General features: G+C 63.4%; 11 protein-coding genes. 8 read left to right on the top strand and 3 right to left on the bottom strand.

Annotated features, from left to right (window positions below; all coding sequences use genetic code 11):
• Positions 1-19 precede the first annotated feature (19 nt).
• Positions 20-1,720, bottom strand: coding sequence for a BCCT family transporter (locus AC1MEQ_RS03010; RefSeq protein ID WP_479793812.1), 1,701 nt, complete (start codon positions 1,718-1,720; stop codon positions 20-22).
• A gap of 101 nt (positions 1,721-1,821) precedes the next feature.
• On the opposite strand from AC1MEQ_RS03010, the gene AC1MEQ_RS03005 reads away from it, so the two are divergent.
• The gene (locus AC1MEQ_RS03005; RefSeq protein ID WP_479793810.1) at positions 1,822-2,436 is read left to right on the top strand and encodes an ATP:cob(I)alamin adenosyltransferase; all 615 of its coding nucleotides are present in this window, start codon (positions 1,822-1,824) and stop codon (positions 2,434-2,436) included.
• A 408-nt stretch (positions 2,437-2,844) separates the two neighbouring features.
• The gene (locus AC1MEQ_RS03000; protein WP_479793808.1) at positions 2,845-5,505 is read left to right on the top strand and encodes a hypothetical protein; all 2,661 of its coding nucleotides are present in this window, start codon (positions 2,845-2,847) and stop codon (positions 5,503-5,505) included.
• 85 nt (positions 5,506-5,590) lie between these two features.
• On the opposite strand, the gene AC1MEQ_RS02995 is transcribed toward AC1MEQ_RS03000, so the two are convergent.
• Together AC1MEQ_RS02995 and AC1MEQ_RS02990 are read right to left on the bottom strand one after the other, a co-directional pair.
• Positions 5,591-8,206, bottom strand: a complete 2,616-nt coding sequence (locus AC1MEQ_RS02995) for an ABC transporter permease (RefSeq protein ID WP_479793806.1) — start codon at positions 8,204-8,206, stop codon at positions 5,591-5,593.
• Between the two features lies 1 nt (position 8,207).
• The gene (locus AC1MEQ_RS02990) at positions 8,208-8,957 is read right to left on the bottom strand and encodes an ABC transporter ATP-binding protein (RefSeq protein WP_479793804.1); all 750 of its coding nucleotides are present in this window, start codon (positions 8,955-8,957) and stop codon (positions 8,208-8,210) included.
• Positions 8,958-9,119: 162 nt separating this feature from the next.
• Between AC1MEQ_RS02990 and AC1MEQ_RS02985 the strand changes: the two genes are divergently transcribed.
• The 6 genes from AC1MEQ_RS02985 to AC1MEQ_RS02960 all read left to right on the top strand — a co-directional run bounded on the left by AC1MEQ_RS02985 (position 9,120) and on the right by AC1MEQ_RS02960 (position 20,437).
• A complete protein-coding gene (locus tag AC1MEQ_RS02985) occupies positions 9,120-10,283 on the top strand; it encodes an LCP family protein (protein ID WP_479793802.1) in 1,164 nt (387 codons plus the stop codon).
• A gap of 836 nt (positions 10,284-11,119) precedes the next feature.
• Entirely contained in the window at positions 11,120-11,461 is a 342-nt protein-coding gene (locus AC1MEQ_RS02980; RefSeq protein WP_479793800.1) for a hypothetical protein, read from the top strand.
• Positions 11,462-12,632: 1,171 nt separating this feature from the next.
• Complete coding sequence (locus tag AC1MEQ_RS02975; protein WP_479793798.1) at positions 12,633-14,318, top strand: glycosyltransferase family 4 protein; 1,686 nt, start codon at positions 12,633-12,635, stop codon at positions 14,316-14,318.
• Entirely contained in the window at positions 14,311-15,198 is an 888-nt protein-coding gene (locus tag AC1MEQ_RS02970) for an ABC transporter permease (protein WP_479793796.1), read from the top strand. Before AC1MEQ_RS02975 ends, AC1MEQ_RS02970 begins: the two co-directional genes overlap by 8 nt.
• Positions 15,191-15,979, top strand: a complete 789-nt coding sequence (locus tag AC1MEQ_RS02965) for an ATP-binding cassette domain-containing protein (RefSeq protein WP_479793794.1) — start codon at positions 15,191-15,193, stop codon at positions 15,977-15,979. Before AC1MEQ_RS02970 ends, AC1MEQ_RS02965 begins: the two co-directional genes overlap by 8 nt.
• A gap of 102 nt (positions 15,980-16,081) precedes the next feature.
• A complete protein-coding gene (locus tag AC1MEQ_RS02960) occupies positions 16,082-20,437 on the top strand; it encodes a glycosyltransferase (RefSeq protein WP_479793792.1) in 4,356 nt (1,451 codons plus the stop codon).
• The last annotated feature ends 140 nt before the right edge of the window (positions 20,438-20,577 follow it).

Raw genomic sequence — 20,577 nt, 5'->3', positions numbered from 1 at the left:
TTCCGGTGACGAGGATCGACTACACCTTGGGTGGGTTCTCGCCCTCATCGGAATCCACGACGTCGTTCTCTGTCGTGGTCGGTACCGCGAACGGCACCATGGCGGGGACCTCGACCGCTCCGCGGACCGGGCCCTGCCGGCGCTTGCGCAGCGGGTCACGCCGCAGGTCGGCATAGAGGGCGACGCAGAGGCCGATAATGATCAGCACGAACGGTGTGGCGGCCAGGATGGTGAACGTTTGCAAGGCATCCAGCCCGCCGACGTACAGCAGCACGGCTGCCACGGCACCGGTGAGGATAGCCCACATGATGACCAGCGGCTTCCACGGTTCCTTGCGTCCGCGGGAGGACAGGGTGCCGAGTACCAGCGCGCCGGCGTCGGCGCCACTGACGAAGAAGATCGCCGTCAGGACCATCACGACGATGGCCGCGGCGGTGAAGAACGGGTAGTTCTGCAGCGCTGCGAAGAATCCTGCGGCCTCGTTGCCGCTTCCGGCAATGTCGACTCCGTTCAGCTGCAGGTGGATGCCCGCGCCGCCGAAGATCGCGAACCAGATGACGCTGACTGCGGTGGGGACCAGGAGCACGCCGAGGACGAATTCCTTGATCGTGCGGCCCTTGGAGATTTTTGCGATGAACGTGCCGACGAACGGCGTCCAGGAAATCCACCAGGCCCAGTAGAAGATGGTCCAGGAGGCCAGCCATTCGGATCCGCCGAAGACGGCCGAGTGGAAGCTCATCGGAACGAGTTGGCTCAGGTAGGCGCCGATGGCGTCGGGGACCAGGTCCAGGATGAAGACGGTCGGACCGACGACGAACACGAAGACCAGCAGGACGGCTGCCAGGATCATGTTGGCGTTGGAGAGCCACTTGATGCCCTTGGAGACGCCGCTGGCCGCGGAGAAGATGACGCCGATCGTCAGCACGCAGATGATGATGATCGGTGCCGCAGCGGAGGGGTTTTCCTCGAACTTGCCGGTTTTCAGCAAGGCCAGGCCCGACGCGACCTGCAGGGCACCGAGGCCCAGGGAGGTGGCGGAGCCGAACTTGGTGCAGATGATGGCCAGGATGTCGATGGGCTTGCCCCAGCCCTTGTTCTCGATCCGGTCCTTGCCGAAGAGGGCCTGGAACGGAGCACTCATCAGGTTGCCGCGGCCCATGCGGTAGGTCGAGTAGGCCAGCGCCAGACCGACCACAGAATAGATGGCCCAGGGGTGAAGGCCCCAGTGGAAGAGCGTGTAGGCCATGGCCGTGCTCGCTGCTTCCTGGGATCCGGGGGCAGCGTCGACGAACGGCGGCGGCGACGCCAGATGGGAGACCGGCTCGTAGACGCCGAAGAACATCAGGCCGATACCCATGCCCGCGCTGAACATCATGGCGATCCAGGAGAGCGTGGAGAATTCGGGCTTCTCGCCATGCTGGGACAGCGGGATGCTGCCATAGCGGCCGAAGGCCAGAACCAGGGAGAAGACCACGAATCCCGTGGCCGACAAGATGAACAGCCAGCCCACGTTGGTGGTGACCCAGCTGAGCGCGGCGGCAGCTCCATCGCCCATAACATCGGTGAAGACCGCGCCGAAGATGCACAAGGCGGCAATGATGCCGAAGGCGACACCGAAGACCGTCTTGTCCACGGTCGCCCATCCGGCTTTCGCGGAAGTTATTTCCTCTTCGTCGTCCGGTGGCGCACTGACCACGGACTCGTTCGATTGTGTACTCATCAAGATCCTCGCTACGTATGTTGGAGGCATTTGCGGAGACGGTCGTCGTCTCCGCGTTCGTCTTTCGTCTCTGCAATAGTGCAGTCAGTATAGTTGCACCCATGAATGCGAATGGCGAATCCGCAACCAATGAAATTTCCTACGACCAGCACGGTGGCGACAACGGCCGCACCGTGTTTGGCGGGCACGGAGAGCTCGCGAAAACGGATGCGATGGTCATCGCCTACAGCGAGTGTGACGCGGCTAATGCATCGGTTGCCCTGGCCATGGCTGTCGGCGGAATGCCGCCGGAAGCCAGCGCTACGCTGATCAGCATCCAGAATGACCTGTATGACTTGGTGTCCGACTTGTTGGAACCCACCAACTCGGACCGTCCGGCCGCGGCACGCATCATCCCCGGCCACATCGAGCGGATCGACCGGGCGATCGAGCACTTCCGCGACAAGGCAAGGGACCTCAGCGGCAAGATCCTGCCGGGCGGCACCATGACCGCGGCGATGCTCTACCAGGCACGCGCGGCGGTCCGCCGTGCCGAACTGGCTGTCTGGCGTGCCATCGAGACCTACCCGGAACTGGTGAACGAACAGACGGGACGGTACCTGAACCACCTCTCGACCCTGTTGTTCGTGCTGGCCCGCGTTGCCAACGTTGAGCATGGCGACGTTGAATGGGTTCCCGAGGCATCGGTGCAGGCGTTCGTGGAGGACTCTGAGTAGCCTCCCTACCGAGCTGGGTCACCGGCACCAGTCGTCGTGGCGTGTTTTCTGGAGGCCCCGCGGTATGCGGGGCCTTTCCTGCGCGAATCCTGAGCCGAAGAAGCGCAAAACACGCTGCATTTGTCCCTCCGTCGCGGTTTAATGGTCCAAGTGGCCCGCACATGGATGGGCCACTGGTAGCCGATCGTCTGCGCGCTTTGGGGGCGGAGCGGGGCAACCTCAGCTCGTGACGGATCGGAAACCACCATGCCTTCGAGCCCATCTGCCCTTAGCCGGCGTTCTCTTTTGGGGGTCGCGCTGAGTTGCGGCGTCCTCGCAGCGTTGGAAGTCCAGCCTGCGGCAGCGAATGCACTTCCGTCTGGAGTGCCATCCGCATCACTGGACAGAGTTCAGGGGGCCAAGGCGCCCATGCGCATCATCGGGGTTGAACCAGCCAAGGTGCTGCGCCGACATGCATCGGTCTTTACATCCGAGCCAAGACTCACGGCGTCCTTCCTGCGCGATGCCTCGGGTCGCCTGCGGATCGTCGCCGCCTGCGCGGCCTTGGACGAGCAATTACAGGTTGTCGATGCAGCCACGGGAAAACTGGTCGTCACCGCTACACCATTCCCCGGTTCAGGCGGTGGCGTTTCCTCGGTACTGCAGGAAAAGAGTGGTGGAGCTCTGTTGGCCTTTGGTGGAAGCCCTTCCATCATGCGCGTATCCGCAACGGGGACCGCGTCCAAGGCCTTCACCGCTGCGTCGGGTACCACGACTGCCGCCTACCAGCCGTGCCGGGACTCACGGGGCCGCATCTGGGTGGGAACCTACCCTCAGGGGCAGGCGACCCGGTTCGACCCGGCCACCGGGCAGAGGGTCCAGACGGCCCGCCTCGCACCCACGGCCCAATACGTGAGGGCCCTGGCCATCGATGAAAACGACAATGTCTATGCCGGCACGGGAGCGCAGCACCCGACGATGTTCACGTGGCATACGGACAGTCCCGGCCGGGTCACGGAAATCCCGCTACCTGACGCCGCGGCGACGGGTTTTGTCTCACGCATCGAGGCCCACGGTGACTTCGTTTTCGTGTACTACAGTGGCGCCACTGGCAGACTGACCTTCAACGTCTGGCACCCCGCGAAGAATGCCTGGGTAGACAGGTCCTGGAATTGGGCGCCGTCGTCCCAGCAAATGGCTTCGCTGCCCGGCAGCGACAAGGCCTATGCGGTGTGGGACACGACCGTGCAGGGCGTCAAGACGCACAAGCTCATGGCGATTGATACGCGCAGCCTCGCCGCATCCGTCGTCTGCAATGTGCCGGAACCGATCGAGGCGATCCATGTTGAAGGCTCGACGGTACATCTGCTCGGACCGGGATCGCGGCCGGCCTACACCCGCGTGGCCTTGGCAACCCGTCTGGCCACGGCCGGAGCCAGGCCTCAGTTTTCCCGCTTGACCCGACAGGCACAGGCCCTCACGTCCCACGGAGCGAAACTCTACTTCGGCGCCTACCTCGGCGATGGCATCGGTTCCCTGGACCCCGACACCGGAAAAACGTGGAGGTCGGATCCGGGAACCGGTATTGGCCAGATCGAGGGAATGCACAGCTACGGCGGTGACCTCTATGTCGGTTCCTACACCGGGGCCGAGATATACCGGTTCAGAGCCTCATCTGGAAGCGTCAGGCGCATCACCGACATGGAAAGCCAGAACCAGTCCCGGCCCTTGGCTTGGGCCACGGCTGCGGGACGTGTGGTCGCGGGAACGGTGGCCAAGAACGGGCTCAACTCGGGAGCCTTGGCCATCCTGAACCCCTCGAACGACGCCGATGTCCGCGTAGTTGGCTGCCCGGTCTCCGGGCAATCCGTCGTGGGCCTTGTCGGTGAGGGGGACCTGGTCTACGGCACGACCTCCCGAATGGGCGGCCATGGTGCCAAGCTGGACGCCAAATCGGCGCACGTCTTTGCCTACAACGTGAGGACCCGGCGGCGCATCTGGGCCAGGGAATTCCCGAACGAGAACGAGATCAACTCGCCCATTCTGGTGCGTGGTGTGCTGTATGTGTCCACCAACAACGGAGTCATCCGGCTGAACAAGACATCCGGTTCCGCGGTCAAGACCTGGAAGGTCTTGGATCGGACGGCTGCGACCGGTTACCGGACCAGCACCATTGCCCATCACCAGACCGCGGATAAGATCCTGCATGTCGCCGGCGGGGTCACCACCGTGGTCGACGTCATCAGGAACACCCAGAAGATCATGCTCAACGGCGACTACAAGTACCCAGTCCTCACGCCGACCGGCCGCTTGTTTTATGTCGCCAACGGACGCGACATCGTCGAGGTGGACCCCACCCAACGGGCGACGATCCGCAGTTCCGCTGACCTGGTGACCGTGGGGCCCAACGGTTGGCTCTACGTGAGCCGGTCAAATCGCCGCGGCACGTATGCGGCCCCCTTGCGAGGAGATTCCGGGTTCGGCGGCTACGTGCGCACCGCAAACATCGTCGACTGGAACAACGATGGCAGCTTGGACGTACTGACCACTCATTCGGACGGACGCCTGATGCTCCACCGCGCGGTCAAGACCGGCGGGTTCGAGGCTGCGCAGGTCATCGGCAAAAGCGGGTGGTCGAAGCTGAACGTTGCCGCTGGCCGGAGGGGAAGTAGGAGGTCTATTTTCTACTTGGACCGGGCGACAGGCGTCCTACGGGTCCGGGACCTGCTGTCCAACGGCACCCTTTCGTCATCGCGGAAGGTGGCCAGTGGGTGGAAAGGCCGGAGCATCGCACTGGTCGTGCCCTCGCGCACCTCATCCCCGGTTTTGGTGGCCAAAGTAGGCAGCTCCCTCTATCGCTATGCACTGGGGTCCACAGGAAAGCCGGCAACGTCCGGAAAGCGGATTGCCACCGGCTTCGGAAGCCTGGTGGCGATGAGTCCGGTCATGGGACACAAACCCCAGTTGAACGGTATTGCTTGGATCGATACCCTCGGCCACCTGCGGTACAACGATGTCGCCTATAGCGCCGTGGGTCGGACGGCCAATTCGACGCCGGTTCTCAAGTACCACAAGCTGGCCAGCAACTAACGCCGCTCCGGTGCGCCGGGCACGCGCCCCCACGCGACGACGGTGGACGTGGTTCATCTGCAAACCATGTCCACCGTCCAGCCGGTTATTCGGTGGCGAGGCCCTCCACGGGGGAGAGGCGTGCGGCACGGCGGGCCGGGACGATCGAGGCGTCCAGGGCCGCCAGGACGCTGACCCCGAGGACCAGCAGCAGTTGTCCCCACGGCAGTGACAGAGTCACCGTGGCGAACGATCCGACCGCCGACTGCGCGCCGAGGACCCCGTAGGTGGTGCCGAGTACGATGCCCAGCAGGGCGGCGACACCGGCGATGAGCACGGCCTCGAGCGCCAGCATGCCGCGCAGCTGCCCGCGGGTCAGGCCGAGCGCCCGCAGCAGTGCCGATTCCCGGGTGCGTTCGAGCACCGAGAGGCTCAGCGTGTTCGCCACCCCGATGAGCGCGATGAACACGGCGACTGCGAGCAGGCCGGAGACGACGAGCAGCAGCGTGTCGATGACCTGGGTGAACAGGGCCTTTTCCATCGCCCCGCCGGTGACCTGGTAGTCGGGCACCCGCAGTTCGGACGCCAGTGACTTGCCGAGATCCTGCAACTGGCCACTGTCCAGGCCAGGCGCTGCCTTGATCCATAGCACCGGGTAGGCGGCCATGGAGTACGAGCCGTCCTCGGCGGTGGTGTTCGCGACCGATCCGCCCGGGGCGTAGCCCTGCAGCTGCTTGGCGGTCTGCGTGGTCATGATCGCCATCGAGAAGTCCGACTGCGACCGCTTGACCGCCAGCGTGCTGGTGTCCTTACCCTCCAACGCGTGGACTGTGAGCTGCTTGGCCTCCACGCTTTGGCCGGCGAGGACCTCGCCGTCGGCGGGAACGAGCTTCGGGTCGTTGAGCACCTTGGCGAGCACGTCGGCGTCGGCGGCGTAGAGGACGCTGCCGTTCGCATCCTGGGCGACCGGGGTCAAGAGCGCGACGGCGGAGACCGATTCGAGAGCGGCGGCCGCCTTCGCTTGGGACTGACCGAGCTGGGCCGAGTCGGGCGCCTTCGCTCCGGAGCCGGCGTCGCCGGAGGAGCCCGGCAGCGGGGCGCCGCCGAAGGTCTCGCCGAACGCGGCAGGGGAGTCGACCGTGAAGTCGACCAGATAGTTCCGGCCCAGCTCGGCGCCGAAGGACTGCTTGGTGGTCTGCGCGCCGACCATCATCATCGACACCAGGGTGACGCCGATGAGCAGCGCGGTGGCGGTCGCCGTGGTGCGTCCCGGGTTGCGGACCGCATTCAACGACGCCAGCTTCGCCGGCACCCCCGACCCGCCGAACAGTCGACCGACGCCGCGCACGGTGCCGGGCAGGAACAGCGAGGCGAGCATGAGGATCCCGATGAAGGAGAGGAGACCGCCGGCGAAGCCGACAAGCAGGTTGTGCGACACGGCACCGAAGGCGAGCAGCGCGCCGCCACCGAGGGCCAGCAGCACGCCGAACACCAGGCGCAACTTGCCGATGCGGTTGTGCACGGACGCGTCGTCCGCCGGGCGAAGGGCGGCCAGCGGGGCCACCGACATGGCGCGCCGGGCCGGCGCCCACGCGGCGATCAGCGTCATGATGGTGCCCACGGCGAGCCCGGCAACGACCGAGATCGGCGAGACGGACAGCACGGCGAAGGACGCCGAGGGCAGCGTGGACACGTAGCCCACCAGTCCCGCCATGACGCCGATGGCCAGCAGGACGCCGAGCGCCGAGGACACCACGCCGATGACCAGCGCCTCGACCAGGACGGAGCGGCGCAGCTGGGCCCGCATGGCCCCGAGGGTGCGCAGCAGGGCGAGCTCGCGGGTGCGCTGGGCGACCAGCACGGCAAACGTGTTCATGACCACCAGCCCGGTCACCACCAGGGCGATGAGCGCGAAGACCAGCAGGATGACGGTGAACTGGTCCTGCCCGCCGGTGAAGGATGCCAGTTCGGCCACCGTACGTTCCTGCGCGGTCATCACCGACGGCGCGGAGATGCCGGCCGCCTTCAGCGCGTTTGCTGCCGCCGTGGTGACGCCTGCCGCGTCGGCGCCGTCGTCCAGGCGGATCATCAGCGACTGGTAGTCCGGGTCGGAGCCGACGAAGGAGGTGTAGCGATCGGGTGAGACGGCGACCTGCAAGTTCGAACCCAGGAACGGGCTGTTGGACGAGGTGGTGATGCCGGTGATCGTCGCGCCGTATTCGACCGCGGTGCCATCGGGCGCGGAGCCGGTGACCCCGACGGTGTCGCCGGTGTCCAGGCCGTACTGCTCGGCGTGCTTCTCATCGACGGTGACCTGTGACCCTCCGGTGGGGGCGTGCCCGGAGACCAGGGTGGTGGTGCGCAGCTGCGCGTCGGCGGCGTAGGGCTGCACGACGGCGTTGTAATCGCCGGTGCCGGTGGCAATCCGGGCCCCGGACGTCGTCTGCGGTTCGACGGCGGCAACCCCGGGGACGGCGGCCACGGCGTCGAGCTGTTTGGTCCCGAGGACTTCGCCGTCGGTGGTGGGCTGGTCGGGGTCGATGCCGGCGACCAGGTCGGCGTGCTGGTACGCCTCGCCGATGCTGCGCTCCAGCGAGGCGGTGGCCGAGGAGTTGACCATCAGGGTGGCTGAGAGGAAGGCGGTGCCGATCATCACGGCCAGGGTGACCGCGATGAAGCGGCGCGAATAGGTGCGGATGTTGGCCAGGGCAAGCTTGAGCACGTCAGGCCCCCAGCGAGGCCAAGGCCGCGGTGACGGCTTCCGGCGTCGGATCGGAGAGCTGACCGACGAGTTCACCGTCGCGCATCAACAGCACCTCATCGGCATAGCTGGCGGCGACCGGGTCGTGGGTGACCATGATGATGGTCTGGCCCATCTCCTTCACCGAGGAGCGCAGCAGGGACAGCACCTCGGCGCCGGTTCGGGTGTCCAGGTTGCCGGTGGGCTCATCGCCGAAGACGACGGCGGGACGGGTGAGCAGGGCACGGGCCACGGCCACGCGCTGCTGCTGGCCGCCGGAGAGCTCGTGCGGCTTGTGCGCCAGCCGGTCCCCGAGGCCCAGGGTGGAGACCACCTGGGCCAGCCAGGCGGCGTCGTGCTTCCTGCCGGCGAGCTGCAGGGGCAGCAGGATGTTTTGCTCGGCGGTGAGGGTGGGGACCAGGTTGAAGGACTGGAAGACGAAGCCGACCTTGTCGCGGCGTAGGCGGGTGAGTTCGTTGTCGTTGAGCTTCGTGATGTCCTGCCCGGCGATCGTGATGGAGCCGGAGGTGGCCGAGTCCAGACCGGCCAGGCAGTGCATCAGGGTGGACTTGCCCGAGCCCGAGGGGCCCATGATGGCGGTGAAGCGTCCGGCCGTAAAGGACACGTCGACGCCGGCCAGTGCGTGGACGGCGGTGGAGCCGGCGCCGTAGACCTTGGTCAGACCGCGGGCGGATACGGCCTGGGTGGTGGAGTGGGTGTGAGTGATCGTCATGCTGACAAATCTATGGCGGGGGTGCTCCCTGGGGCATCAGCCCGGCGGAGGGTCTTTGCGCAGGTCAGGGTCATACCGGGGTATGACCTGCGGGCTCTCGGGAGAGGACGCCGGGGCGTGGCGGTCGTCGCGTGCGGCGGTAGTGCACGACACAATGGGCACATGACCTTTCGCTCGACGACGGCTGCCGCCATGCTCGCACCCGTGCTGACCCTGGCCCTGCTGACAGGCTGCTCCAAGCCCGCCGAACCCGCGCCGAGCCCGGCACCGTCCACATCGGCGGCGCCCACTTCCTCCGCGGCGCCAAAACCCGCCATCAAGTCGTCGGGGCTCTCTAAGGAGCTCACCTCGTTCGCCACGGCGCTCTACACCGGCAAGACCGTGCCCACGAGCGGGCCGGCCACCGCCGCGCTGAAGCAGGCCAATGCTGCGAAGGGCACCCCGGTGGTCAAGGGCACTGCGGGGACCTGGAACAAGGAGCACTTCGCCGTGCTGACCAGCGGCAAGGACGTTACCCTCGCGGTGAAGAAGAAGGGGAAGTGGACCGCGGTCGGCGGCTGGTGGCCCTCGCTTGGCATCAAGGACGCCGCCCTGGGCGGCAAGCGGCATGTGCTGTTGATGGGATCGGACGCCCGGGAGAAGAAGGGTGAGAAGATCACCGCCGAGCGCGCCGATGCACTGCAGGTGGTCGGGGTCGACGGCAAGGGCGGCGGTGGGGTGATGGGCATCCCGCGCGACCTCTGGGTCACCCAACCCGGCGGAGGGAAGGCCAAGATCAACAACGCCATGACCCGCGGTGGCCCAGCGGCCGAGGCGAAGCTCGTCGCCAACGTCACCGGCCTGCCGATCGAGGGCTACGTGCTGACCGGGTTCACCGGCTTCCAGAAGATGATCGACGAGCTCGGCGGCATCACCATCAACGCCCCCATGAAGGTACGCGCCGTGCCCCAGGGCAAGCACCACGTCGACGGGTACGACGCCTTCTGGTTCTCCCGCGAACGCAAGACCCTGCCCAACGGCGACTTCGACCGCAGCTCGAACCAGGGCATCACACTCGCCGGCATCGGCGCGTACACGATCGCCAAGGGGCCGGCCGGGCTCGCCACCGTGCTGGACACGGCCAACAAGCATGTCCTCACCGACCTGAGCGCGGAGCAGGCGCTGACCTTCGGCGCATGGGCCTATCAGGCGGACCTGAAGAAGGTCGGCCACCAAGTCCCCACCGCGGATTACGGGTGGAGCGCGGACCGCCAATCGATCCTGCGGATCACCGGTGCCACCGAGTCGGTCTTCAAGGACTTCAAGGACGGGAACCTGCCCAAATAGCACGGCGGCGATGCCTCGCCGATGCCGGATCGTGACTCTTTCGTTATGATGGAGGAAGTGCCACCCGGCACCCGGACATCTCAGGGAGGCAGATGCGCCACGCAATATCGCGGTTCCCGCAGCGCTCTGCCCTGCGCTGCGCGGCCCTGCTCGGCACCGTCCTTTTGGCCGGTTCGCTCGGTGTTTCCGGTGCGAGCGCGGCGGCCCCCTCGTCGGGCGGCGAGTCCAGCCCCGAGGCCACCGAAGGGGCCGCCATTGGACTGGGTGACGTCGTGGGCGTCGCCAGCAACATCGTCGAACCCACCCAGGGCCAGGCGTCGGCCGGCTCGACGGCATCTCCGGAACCCCATCCGACGAACGATGACACCCCGACCCCTGGCTCGTCGTCGTCCCCGCCGATTCCTTCCCCTCCGACCGAACCCACGGCCCCGTCTCCTACGGGGACGCCGGCTCCGACAGCGCCGACCGGCGAACCGTCGGATTCGGTCTCGCCGTCTACCGATCCCACGCCTACACCCACCGAGTCATCGAAGCCCACACCAGTGCCGTCGACATCGACCGAACCGACACGCCAACCTTCGCGACCCTCGACTCCGCCGCACCAAGGGACAACGACCACCCGCCCATCGGCCGGTGGCACGTCCTCGAGCAGCGGCGCCGATGCCGGCCAGGGATGGAACTCGGCAGCCGGCGCCTATCAATACAGCAATAACCGCCCCCGGGCGGTGCAGCAGGGGGGAAATCGGGATGCGCGCACCGGATTTCACGTCGATGCCGCCACGGGCTTTCCGATCCACCCCCAGACCGGGTTGCTGATCGACCCGTCGAATGGCCGAATGCTGACGCGCGGATCACTGCAACCGAGCGACTTCGTCTACGACTTCGCTTCCGGCGAGATCCAACTGGCCACACCAGATCAAGCCGAAGGCGGATCGGAGGCGAAGCAGACCGCAGTATCAACCGGCGGCGCCTCGAGCAATAACGGCACGAAGGCTCCCGCCGGATACACCGGCGACGGACCACAGGCACGCCAGGCAGATACATCGCCAACTGCGAGCATCGGCATGTCTCCGTCGACGATGGCCGTTGTCCTGGGATCGCTGATTGTCGCCGGGGGACTGTGGTACTTCTTCGTCTTCGTACACCGGCCCAGTCCGAAACCGCAGCACCGCGATTGACGGTTACTTTGGCATCTGCAGGTCGCACATTGGGTAGGATGATCTGGGTGGCTCGTAGCTACCGGACCAGGCGGGAAGGGAAGTAACGGTGGCGCAGAACACGCACGTGAGGACTTTTCTGCGCCTCGGCGTTGGATTGTTGTCCGCGTCGGCTCTCGTGGCCGGGGGGAGCGTCGCCGCATCTGCCGCCGTTCCATTTGTTGTCCCCAACAGCGTCGGCATCGTCCAATCGCCGTCACAGCCCTCATCGGGCGAGGTCATCAAAACGGTAACGAGTCCGATGGACGTAGCTGAACCGACTGAAGCACCGCCGCCGGAGCCCCCCGCGGACAACGAACCGTCCGAACCCACCAAGAAGCCGCCACCTGAGCCCTCCAAATCGGCGGCATCTACGCCAGCAGCCGACATGGGGGCCGGCAGCGTGAACGGCGGGCAAACCGGTGGCAGTGGTACCAGTACGGATCAACAGCGCCAGCCGACGTCGCCGCAGAGACGGGAGCCCTCGGTCCAATATGACCCCCGCACGGGATTCCCCCTCGACGCCACTACCGGATACGCAGTTCATCCGCGCACCGGACTATTGATCATCCCGTCGACGGGTGCCATGGTGGTGCGTGGCTCGCTGGCCCCCAGCGATTTTGTCTATGACTTCGACGCCCGATTGGTCAAGTTGGCCCCCGTTGAATCGACACCGGCAGCCAGCTCGGCGGAGCCATCAACCGCGCCTCCATCCAGTTCTGCAAGTTCCAGCGCGAAGTCCAAACCCACCAAATCATCGAGTCCATCGCCGACTCCTGGGAACTCGAATGATGCCGACATTCCACCCCAGACCGCTGCGGCCAGCCCGCAGACCACGGATGCGGTAGCCCAGAGCAGAATGTCCCAACCGGTCATCAATGCCGCCGTCGGGGTCGCCGTCGTCGTGTTGGGACTGTGGTACTACTTTGTCGTCTTCCGCCGGCCGAAGCGCCGCGGCCGCAAATAGTCGGCACACTCGTCTCTTCCGTTCCTCAGGCCATGGCCCCGGCTTCCCAGACAGAAAGATCACCACAACGTGCTAGATGACCTCCAACGGCAGCTTCGCCAAGGGGCAACCAACCTACCGCAGACGGCGCGCCGCTTGTTGGCCATGCGGCATACGGTTCGGCGGAATTGGCGCGAGGACCCCGTCATGTTCCTGCTCAACGTTCAACGTCGCCGGGGCACCAGGGCTAGCACCGCGGTGTGGGAGGGACTCAACCGACACGACGTCCTCCCTCTCCCTAGGCTATCGGCCCTGAGCGCCTTGTTGAGCGGCGACCAACCGGCGTTGAAGAAGCGGCTCCTCGCCCAGGCGGAAAGGGGAATTTCCCGTCGTTCGGCAAAGACGTTTGCGGATATTGCCTTGGCGGGAGACCTGCCCGACCTTGCATCCCAATTTGCTGTGTCCATGCCTGATCGCGACCCGGGTGCCGCCATCACGCGCGCCAAACTGCTGTGGTACGCGGGGGATATGTCCGGCGCTATCGAGGCTCTAGGTGCCGGAGGAGACCGGGCTGGACGGCTTCGTGATAGGTACAGGGCGGAGGCGGATGTCTTCGGCCATTGGACGCCGACGGTTGGGACGCTGGGTAGCTACCGGCCGGAGCCCAACGTCATTCTGCATTTGGTCACCAATTCGCTGCCCTACACGGGGTCGGGGTACGCCCAGCGAACGCATTCGCTCCTGCGGGAACAAGTAGTTGCTGGCTGGCACGTACACGCGGCGACCAGGCTCGGCTATCCGCAGAGCATCGGCGCCATCGGGGCGTCCGACCTTGATGTCATCGAGGGAGTGAACTACCACCGACTGCCTGCCACGGGTCGACAAGGCGACCTACGCGAGCGGCAACAGCAAGAAGCAGAGCAACTCCTGGGCTTGGTGTTGCGATTGCGTCCGTCGGTTCTCCATACGACGACGCATTTCGTGAATGCCTTGACCGTGCGAGCAGTGGCCGAAGCAGCCGGGATTCCGTGGATCTACGAGGTTCGGGGCCAGCTGGCCGACACATGGGCGTCTAAGCGCGGCCCAGAGGCCTCGCGCAGTGAGCGCTACGTCTCGTTCCAAAGGCGTGAGGCCGAAGTTGCATCCGCAGCGGATGGAGTCATCACGCTGGGTGAGGAAATGCGCCGCGGGTTGGTTCGCTCAGGTGTGGACCCCCAAAAGGTCACCCTCGCACCCAACGGAGTCGGTGAGGAATTCTTGGAGGAACCGGTGGAGCCCCGGCAGGTACGCTCCGAACTTGGCTTGCCGATCGACGATATCCACATTGGCACGGTGAGCAGCCTTGTACCCTATGAGGGAATCGATACGCTCGTAGAGGCTTTTGCGATCGTCGCCAAACGACGAAGTGACATCAAACTACTGATCGTCGGGGATGGCGAATCGGTTGCCGGCCTCCGCCGCCAAGCGACAGCAGTTGGATTGGATCCAGCTGCGGTACTGCCCGGTCGTGTTCCGCGGAAAGATGCGCATAAGTACCACCAGGCACTGGATATTTTCGTCGTTCCGCGGCAAGACCATCAAGTGACACGCTCCGTGACCCCACTCAAGCCTTTCGAAGCCATGGCCTGTGCACGACCGGTCGTCGCCACCGACCTTCCGGCGCTCAGGGAGATTGTCATTGAGGGTGAAACTGGGGTCATCGTTCCTTGCGGCAACCCCGATGCGTTGGCTCGAGCTCTGGAGCTGTTGATCACCGATGTGAGGCACCGGGAGTTTCTAGGCGCATCGGGGAGGCGACTCGTTCTGGCCAAGCGAACGTGGCGCGCGAGCGCGGGCGCCAGCTTGGAACACTATGCACGACTGACCAAAAAAGTAGGGACTCCCGATGAGTGATTCTTTGGATCAGGAAAAGCAGACTCCCGTCGTCTTTATTGACATTACCGGGATGCGCCGGCCAGGAGCGAAGGGTGGCTTGGCCGAGTACCTGGTCCGGCTGTGGGATGCCCGGACGTTGGCCTTTCACGAGGCTCGGACCAGTGTATTGAGCGGTCATAAACGCAATAAGCTCGGTAGCCTGTGGCTCATCCTCAACCCAATACTCAATGGGCTTATTTACTACGTCATCTTCGGATTCATATTCCAAGTAAGCAAGGGCATAGATAACTTCATCGGCTATCTGCTCGTTGGGGTCTTCATGTTCCAGATGACTACGAGCGCGATAACGTCGAGCTCGGACTCCATATTTGCGGGGCGCAAGCTTCTGGCCTCGAACAATTTGCCGGTAGCTATCCTTCCCCTGATCAACAACGCTCAGAGCTGGCTCTCCGGCATCCCTTCGTATCTCGTGATGATGCTAATCATTGTCGTGGCTCCACCAATCGAGAACCTCAGTTTGATATCCCTGTTGTTCTTTCCGCTGCTGGCGCTCCAGGCAGTTCTGATGGCTGGACTTTCCATGATCGCATCGCATGTCGTTGCCCACGTGCATGATTTGAAGAACCTGCTCTCTGTTGCCATGCGCGCATGGATGTACTCGTCGGGAGTGATGTTTTCCGTGGACCGATTGACCGACGCGCATCCGATCTTCAAGCCATTTGTAGACTGGAATCCGATGTACCACGTACTCACCATTGCCCGCGACGTGCTGCTTTATGGAGTCGTCCCGGATGCGCGGTCGTGGCTCATCATTTCCCTGTGGTCCATGGTTCTGGTCTTTATCGGATTGCTGCTGATCTGGAGGGGGGAAGGCAAATATGAGCTCACCGATGGCTGAATATGATGGACGTCCTACGGCGTTGGTTTTCGACAATGTTTCGGCAAGAGATCGAGGCAAGGCCAGAGAAAGACGTGGTCCACAGACAGAGGTCACAGATCTCTCTTTCTATGTCAACGAGGGTGAGGCAGTAGGTCTCCTGGGGGGGACAGCCGACGGCACTACCGTCCTCCTGCACACAGCGGTGGGCAAGATTGCACCCGATTCGGGCAACGTTTACGTCCGGCCCCGCGCTGCCGTCATGGATGCGGGTACGGCGTTCGACCTGGATGAGACCTTGCGGGCCAACGTCGAGCGGGTGGCCATGTCACTCGAGTTCAACGGCTCAAAACTCAAGAACGCTGTGAATAGGATCCTTGCCCAAGTAGCCATGGAGGATGAAGCCGACTCCTATTGTGTAGACATCGATCCACTCGACGTCGAAAGGGTACGGCTAGCAGCGACATTGCACGCGGGGCCGTCCCTGCTGTTGGTTGACGAGCCGCTAGAACGTGGGCGGGCTTTTCTGGAGGAATCCGGCCGCGAGCGTGTGGATCGGCATCTCCGGCTGGGAGGATCCATGGTGCTTGCGGGACGAGAACCACGCGTCATGCGGCGGATATGTCACCGGATCATCTGGCTTCACAGAGGGCGGGTCATCATGGACGCTCCAAGCGCTGAAGTTGCCCGCAACTTTGCCAGGCTCGACAAGGAGCGTGGGGACAAGGCGAAAGTCGAACAAATCTACCGTCGTTATGCGCGGCACTACCCGGGATTGAACATTGTTACTCAGTCCCCCTGACAGGCTTGGTCCTTGGCAGGGGAAGTTGTACGGAGAATGTTGGTTTGGGAAAGGATAAAAGTCGCGTTGAGGTATTCCGATGAAACCCCAGAGGTGCCGGTCTTGGAACGTGCAATGCGCCTGCGTGCGTTGCAATCCGGACGGTACGCAGGACGCCCTGCCGACGAGCTCGCGCAATCCCTGTATAAATCAGAGCTCCTGCTTGAAAAACAGGACGCTGAAATTCATGCGTTGAGGCAGGCCCACCGCCAAGCCGCACAACGCGCCGCGCAGGCAGAACGCGGGCTCCAATCCCAAGCGAACTTGTATGAGCGCCAAACTGCACGAGTGGAGAAATTTAAGTCAGCTTACGAGGCGATGAAATCATCGCCGGAATACCGCCTAGCCAGAGCAGCCTCTGCACCAGCACGCCGCGCTAAACGCCTCGCGCTTGGCCAAACACGTAGATCGCGGCGGCAAAACGAAAAGGTTCTGAGGGCCGTACCGACGGTCCCGTCGTTGCAGGGAGTGGCAAACGGAGACTCGCAGCAAACCGAACGGATAGCCGAAGCGAAGAGACTCTATTACCAAGACGGGCAGATTACCGAGCCAGCGCGGATGATATCCGATTTGGACCAGCTCCCCGAAGATGGCGACCGACTCTTTGTAGGCCAAATATCCGGCGCCTCACGCTTGTTGCACACACTTCCGCATATTCCCGCCCGCCAGCCTAATCCCGGCTACATGACCGAGCGGGGACGGATTATCTATTGTGCCCACAGCACCGGTGAATTCAACTCCAACGGCTACTCCACCCGAACTAGTGGCCTGACGAGGGCAATGGCCGAATCCGGGGATGTGGTGGTCGTAGCGCGCCCCGGCTATCCCTGGGACGCGAAGACGACGGTCGCGCCCGACGCCGAGGCCCGCTTTGAGCGGGAAATCAATGGACTGACCCATGTTTTCAATCCAGGGCCATCCATCAAAAACCAGCCCCTCGACCTCTACCTCCAACATGCGGCCGACGTCATCGCTCGGGAAGCCATCATCCACCGGGCATCGCTCATTCACGCAGCGTCAAACCACCTGACGGCCCTGCCTGCGCTCATCGCGGCACGGAGGCTGGGATTGCCGTTTGTCTACGAAGTCCGTGGTCTCTGGGAAGTCACTGAAGCATCGACGAAACCGGGATGGGACGTCTCTGAGCGTTTTGCGCTGGCCGTCTCGATGGAGACACTCGTTGCCACGAGCGCTGACCAAGTACTCGCTATCACCGAACAAGTCCGAGAGGAACTGGTCCGGCGGGGAGTCGATGGCGATCGAATTGATCTCCTGCCGAACGCCGCGGACCCCTACGAATTTGTTCCGTTACCGGTAGATCGGGAGATCACCAGACGTTTGGCTCTGGATGACGCAGACGTCGTCCTAGGATACGCCGGAAGCATTCTTGAGTATGAAGGCCTCGGACTGTTGGTCGAGGCGTTTGCAACGGCGCTGGAAGCGCGTCCGGAACTGCGTCTCCTGGTAGTTGGCGATGGCCCTGCCTTACCGGGGCTAAAGGACCTTGCGAAAGAGCTGGGAGTGGAACAGCGGATCATCTTTACAGGGAGGGTCGCTGCTGCCGAGGTATCTCGATACCTCTCGGCCATGGACATCGTCGTCTGTCCCCGCATATCCAACGCAGTCACCGAAATGGTGTCGCCGCTTAAACCGTTGGAAGCGATGGCTGCCGGCCGATCCGTCCTCGTATCCGATGTGGCGCCGCTCGTGGACCTAATCGGCAAATCCGCTCAACGCGGACGTATATTCCCAGCAGGCGACCGGGATGGATTCGCGACGCAAATCATCGCGCTGGCGGCGGACCCTGAGCTCAGGTCCGATCTCGGACGTGCAGCGCGTCAGTGGGTCCTGGCGAATCGCAGTTGGGCAGCGATGGCGAAACTGGTGAAGGACAGTCATCAACGTCTCGCCGGATGGCGAGAGAGTCGACCAACTGATGCGCGTCGGATTGCCGACATGAAACTCGCGCTAGTCTCCGACGAATTCACGCGCAGTTCCCTGGAACCGGAGTGTCACATGATATTTCCGCGGCCGGAAGCATGGCATCGGCAACTCGAGGACTGTTCGATTGATGCCCTCGTTGTCGAGTCGGCATGGGAAGGCAATGGCGGTGCATGGCGGGGCAAGGTCGGATACTACGATGAAGATTCGTTCGCCGATCTTAAGTCCATGGTGGAGTACTGCCGGGGTAAGGGAATTCCAACGATCTTCTGGAACAAAGAAGATCCCATTCACTTCAACAGGTTTCGCCAGACCGCGGCGATCTTTGATCATGTGTTCACGACGGACGCCGACATGATCCCTGCATACTTCGGGTTACGGGCCACATCTACAGCTTCCGTTGCCAGCTTGCCGTTTTGGGCGCAGCCACGCATCCACAACCCCCTACCGGGGACACGGTCATCGGTTCACACGATTGCCTATGGTGGTACGTACTATGGTGCCCGATATAAGGAACGTTCACGGGTGCTTGCTTCGCTCCTGCGTTCGGTCATGCCCCATGGGCTCACGATCTACGACCGTCAAGCCAACCTCGCCGAATCGCCGTACCAGTTCCCTGACGAGTTGGCTGAATTTGTTCAGGGAGGCCTCGCATACCCCGAGATGGTGCAGGCCTACAAGGCGCATCCTGTCCATGTGAATGTGAACTCCGTAACGGAATCACCCACGATGTTCTCGCGGCGGGTCGTTGAGCTTGCGGCAACCGGTACTCCGGTCATCTCGGGGCCGGGCAAGGGCGTCGAAACAATTTTTGATGGTCTGGTGCCGACTCCGCGGAGTGAGACCGATGCCGGGCTCATCGCCGAACTCTGGATGGACGATGAGTCCGAGCGGAACGCCGACGCTTGGATCTTGCACAGGTACTCCTTCCGCGCTCATTTGGCGGGGCATCGGCTGGCGTACATGCTGCGGAGCGCGGGAATCCAGGTTGCCGGCCCGGAGCTCCCCCAATATTGCCTCAAGGTCCCCAAACTAGATCTGGACACCGCCAGCGCAATCCTCGAACAAACCCACCGCCCGCAGAGCGTCCTATTCTCAAATCAGCCTGAAGCAGATGGCCAAGACGCCGTACGACTCTTGGAAGAGGCTGGCATCAGGGCCGTATGGGGCGACGACCCACCTGGAGAAGCCGCGGTAGTGGGTTGGCTCGGTGAGGCGGTCCATGACCGCACGACCGCGGAGGACCTCTGCCGAGCGATCGAGTTCCATGAAGGGTCCACGCAGATCAGTGAGAACGAGGTTTCATCGACCGGCAAGACATTGTGGGAGTGGTCTGCGCCGGTGGATGATGGGCCTCGCATGACCCGGCTCGGATCAAGCGGCCAAAACGGCCTAGCCCTGACATTACGGAGACGAGTTCAAACTCATCGCACAACCACAGCGCAGGGGCGACCAGCTGCCGCAGTGAGTGTTGGGCACGAGTCGAGACGGGTCCTTGTAGCAGGGCATGACCTCAAGTTCGCAGGGGGCATCATTGAATGGCTGCATGCACAAGGCCATTCAGTTGACCTCGATGTGTGGACGGATCACTCACACCATGATGCAGTCCACAGCGCTCAACTCTTGAGTACAGCGGATTCGATTTTCTGTGAATGGTCCTTGGGCAACGTCGAGTGGTATGCGCAGCACCGACGGGCCAACCAACGTCTGACGAGCCGGTTCCACTCGCAAGAGTTATTCACGACACACCTTCGCCGTTTTGACGTGGGGTTGGTGGACCACACAGTCTTCGTCGGTGAACTGGTCCGTCAAGTAGCGATTCGAAGTTTTGGATACGACGAGGCGAAGACCAGCGTCGTGCCCAATGCATTGGGAGTTAGTCCCAGCACCGAACCCGCGGATCCCGAACGTCGATTTACGCTGGGCATCGTTGGCACGGTCCCCCGCCAGAAGCACCTGGATCGTGCCGTGCAGCTGCTGGCACAACTACGAACCGCGGACCGGCGCTACACCCTACGGGTCAAAGGACGGCGCCCGGAGGACTATCCATGGATGATGGCGCGCGAGCACGAGATGAACTATTACCGTGCCTTGGATGCCAGAATTCGGGAGGACCCCCTCCTCAATGGCGCCGTCTTCTTTGACCCACACGGAAACGACATGTCCTCGTGGTACCAAGGCATCGGATTGGCATTATCGGTCAGTGATTTTGAATCATTCCATTTGACCTTGGCCGACGGAGCCGCGACGGGGGCGCGACCACTCTCCTTGGCCTGGGCCGGCGCCGAGCATATCTATCCTGCGGAATGGCTCTATCCGGACATTCGCTCCATGGCGCAAGCTGCGCAGAGCTATGCTTCGGCTCCGGATTTATTCGTCAGGGATTCATCGGAGGCACGCGACTTTGCCCGGCAAGAGTTCGCGCCCGAGCGCGTCCTTCCCGCCCTAGGTGCGCTGATTCTCGGTCCTAACCAGTAATGATCAAACCTGTGACAGTGGCTAAGAGGGCGAAAATCGCACAAATGATAATGATGCGCGCTCGTCGGATCTTTTGTTGACGGCCAGCCATTGGAGACGGGGGCTGGGGCAGTGGTGTCGGCGGTGATTGCACCCGGTGG

It is taken from the genome of Arthrobacter sp. ASL1 (assembly GCF_056680475.1).
The sequence above is the reverse complement of the archived record's forward strand: the minus strand, read 5'-3'. Positions and strand labels throughout refer to the sequence as shown.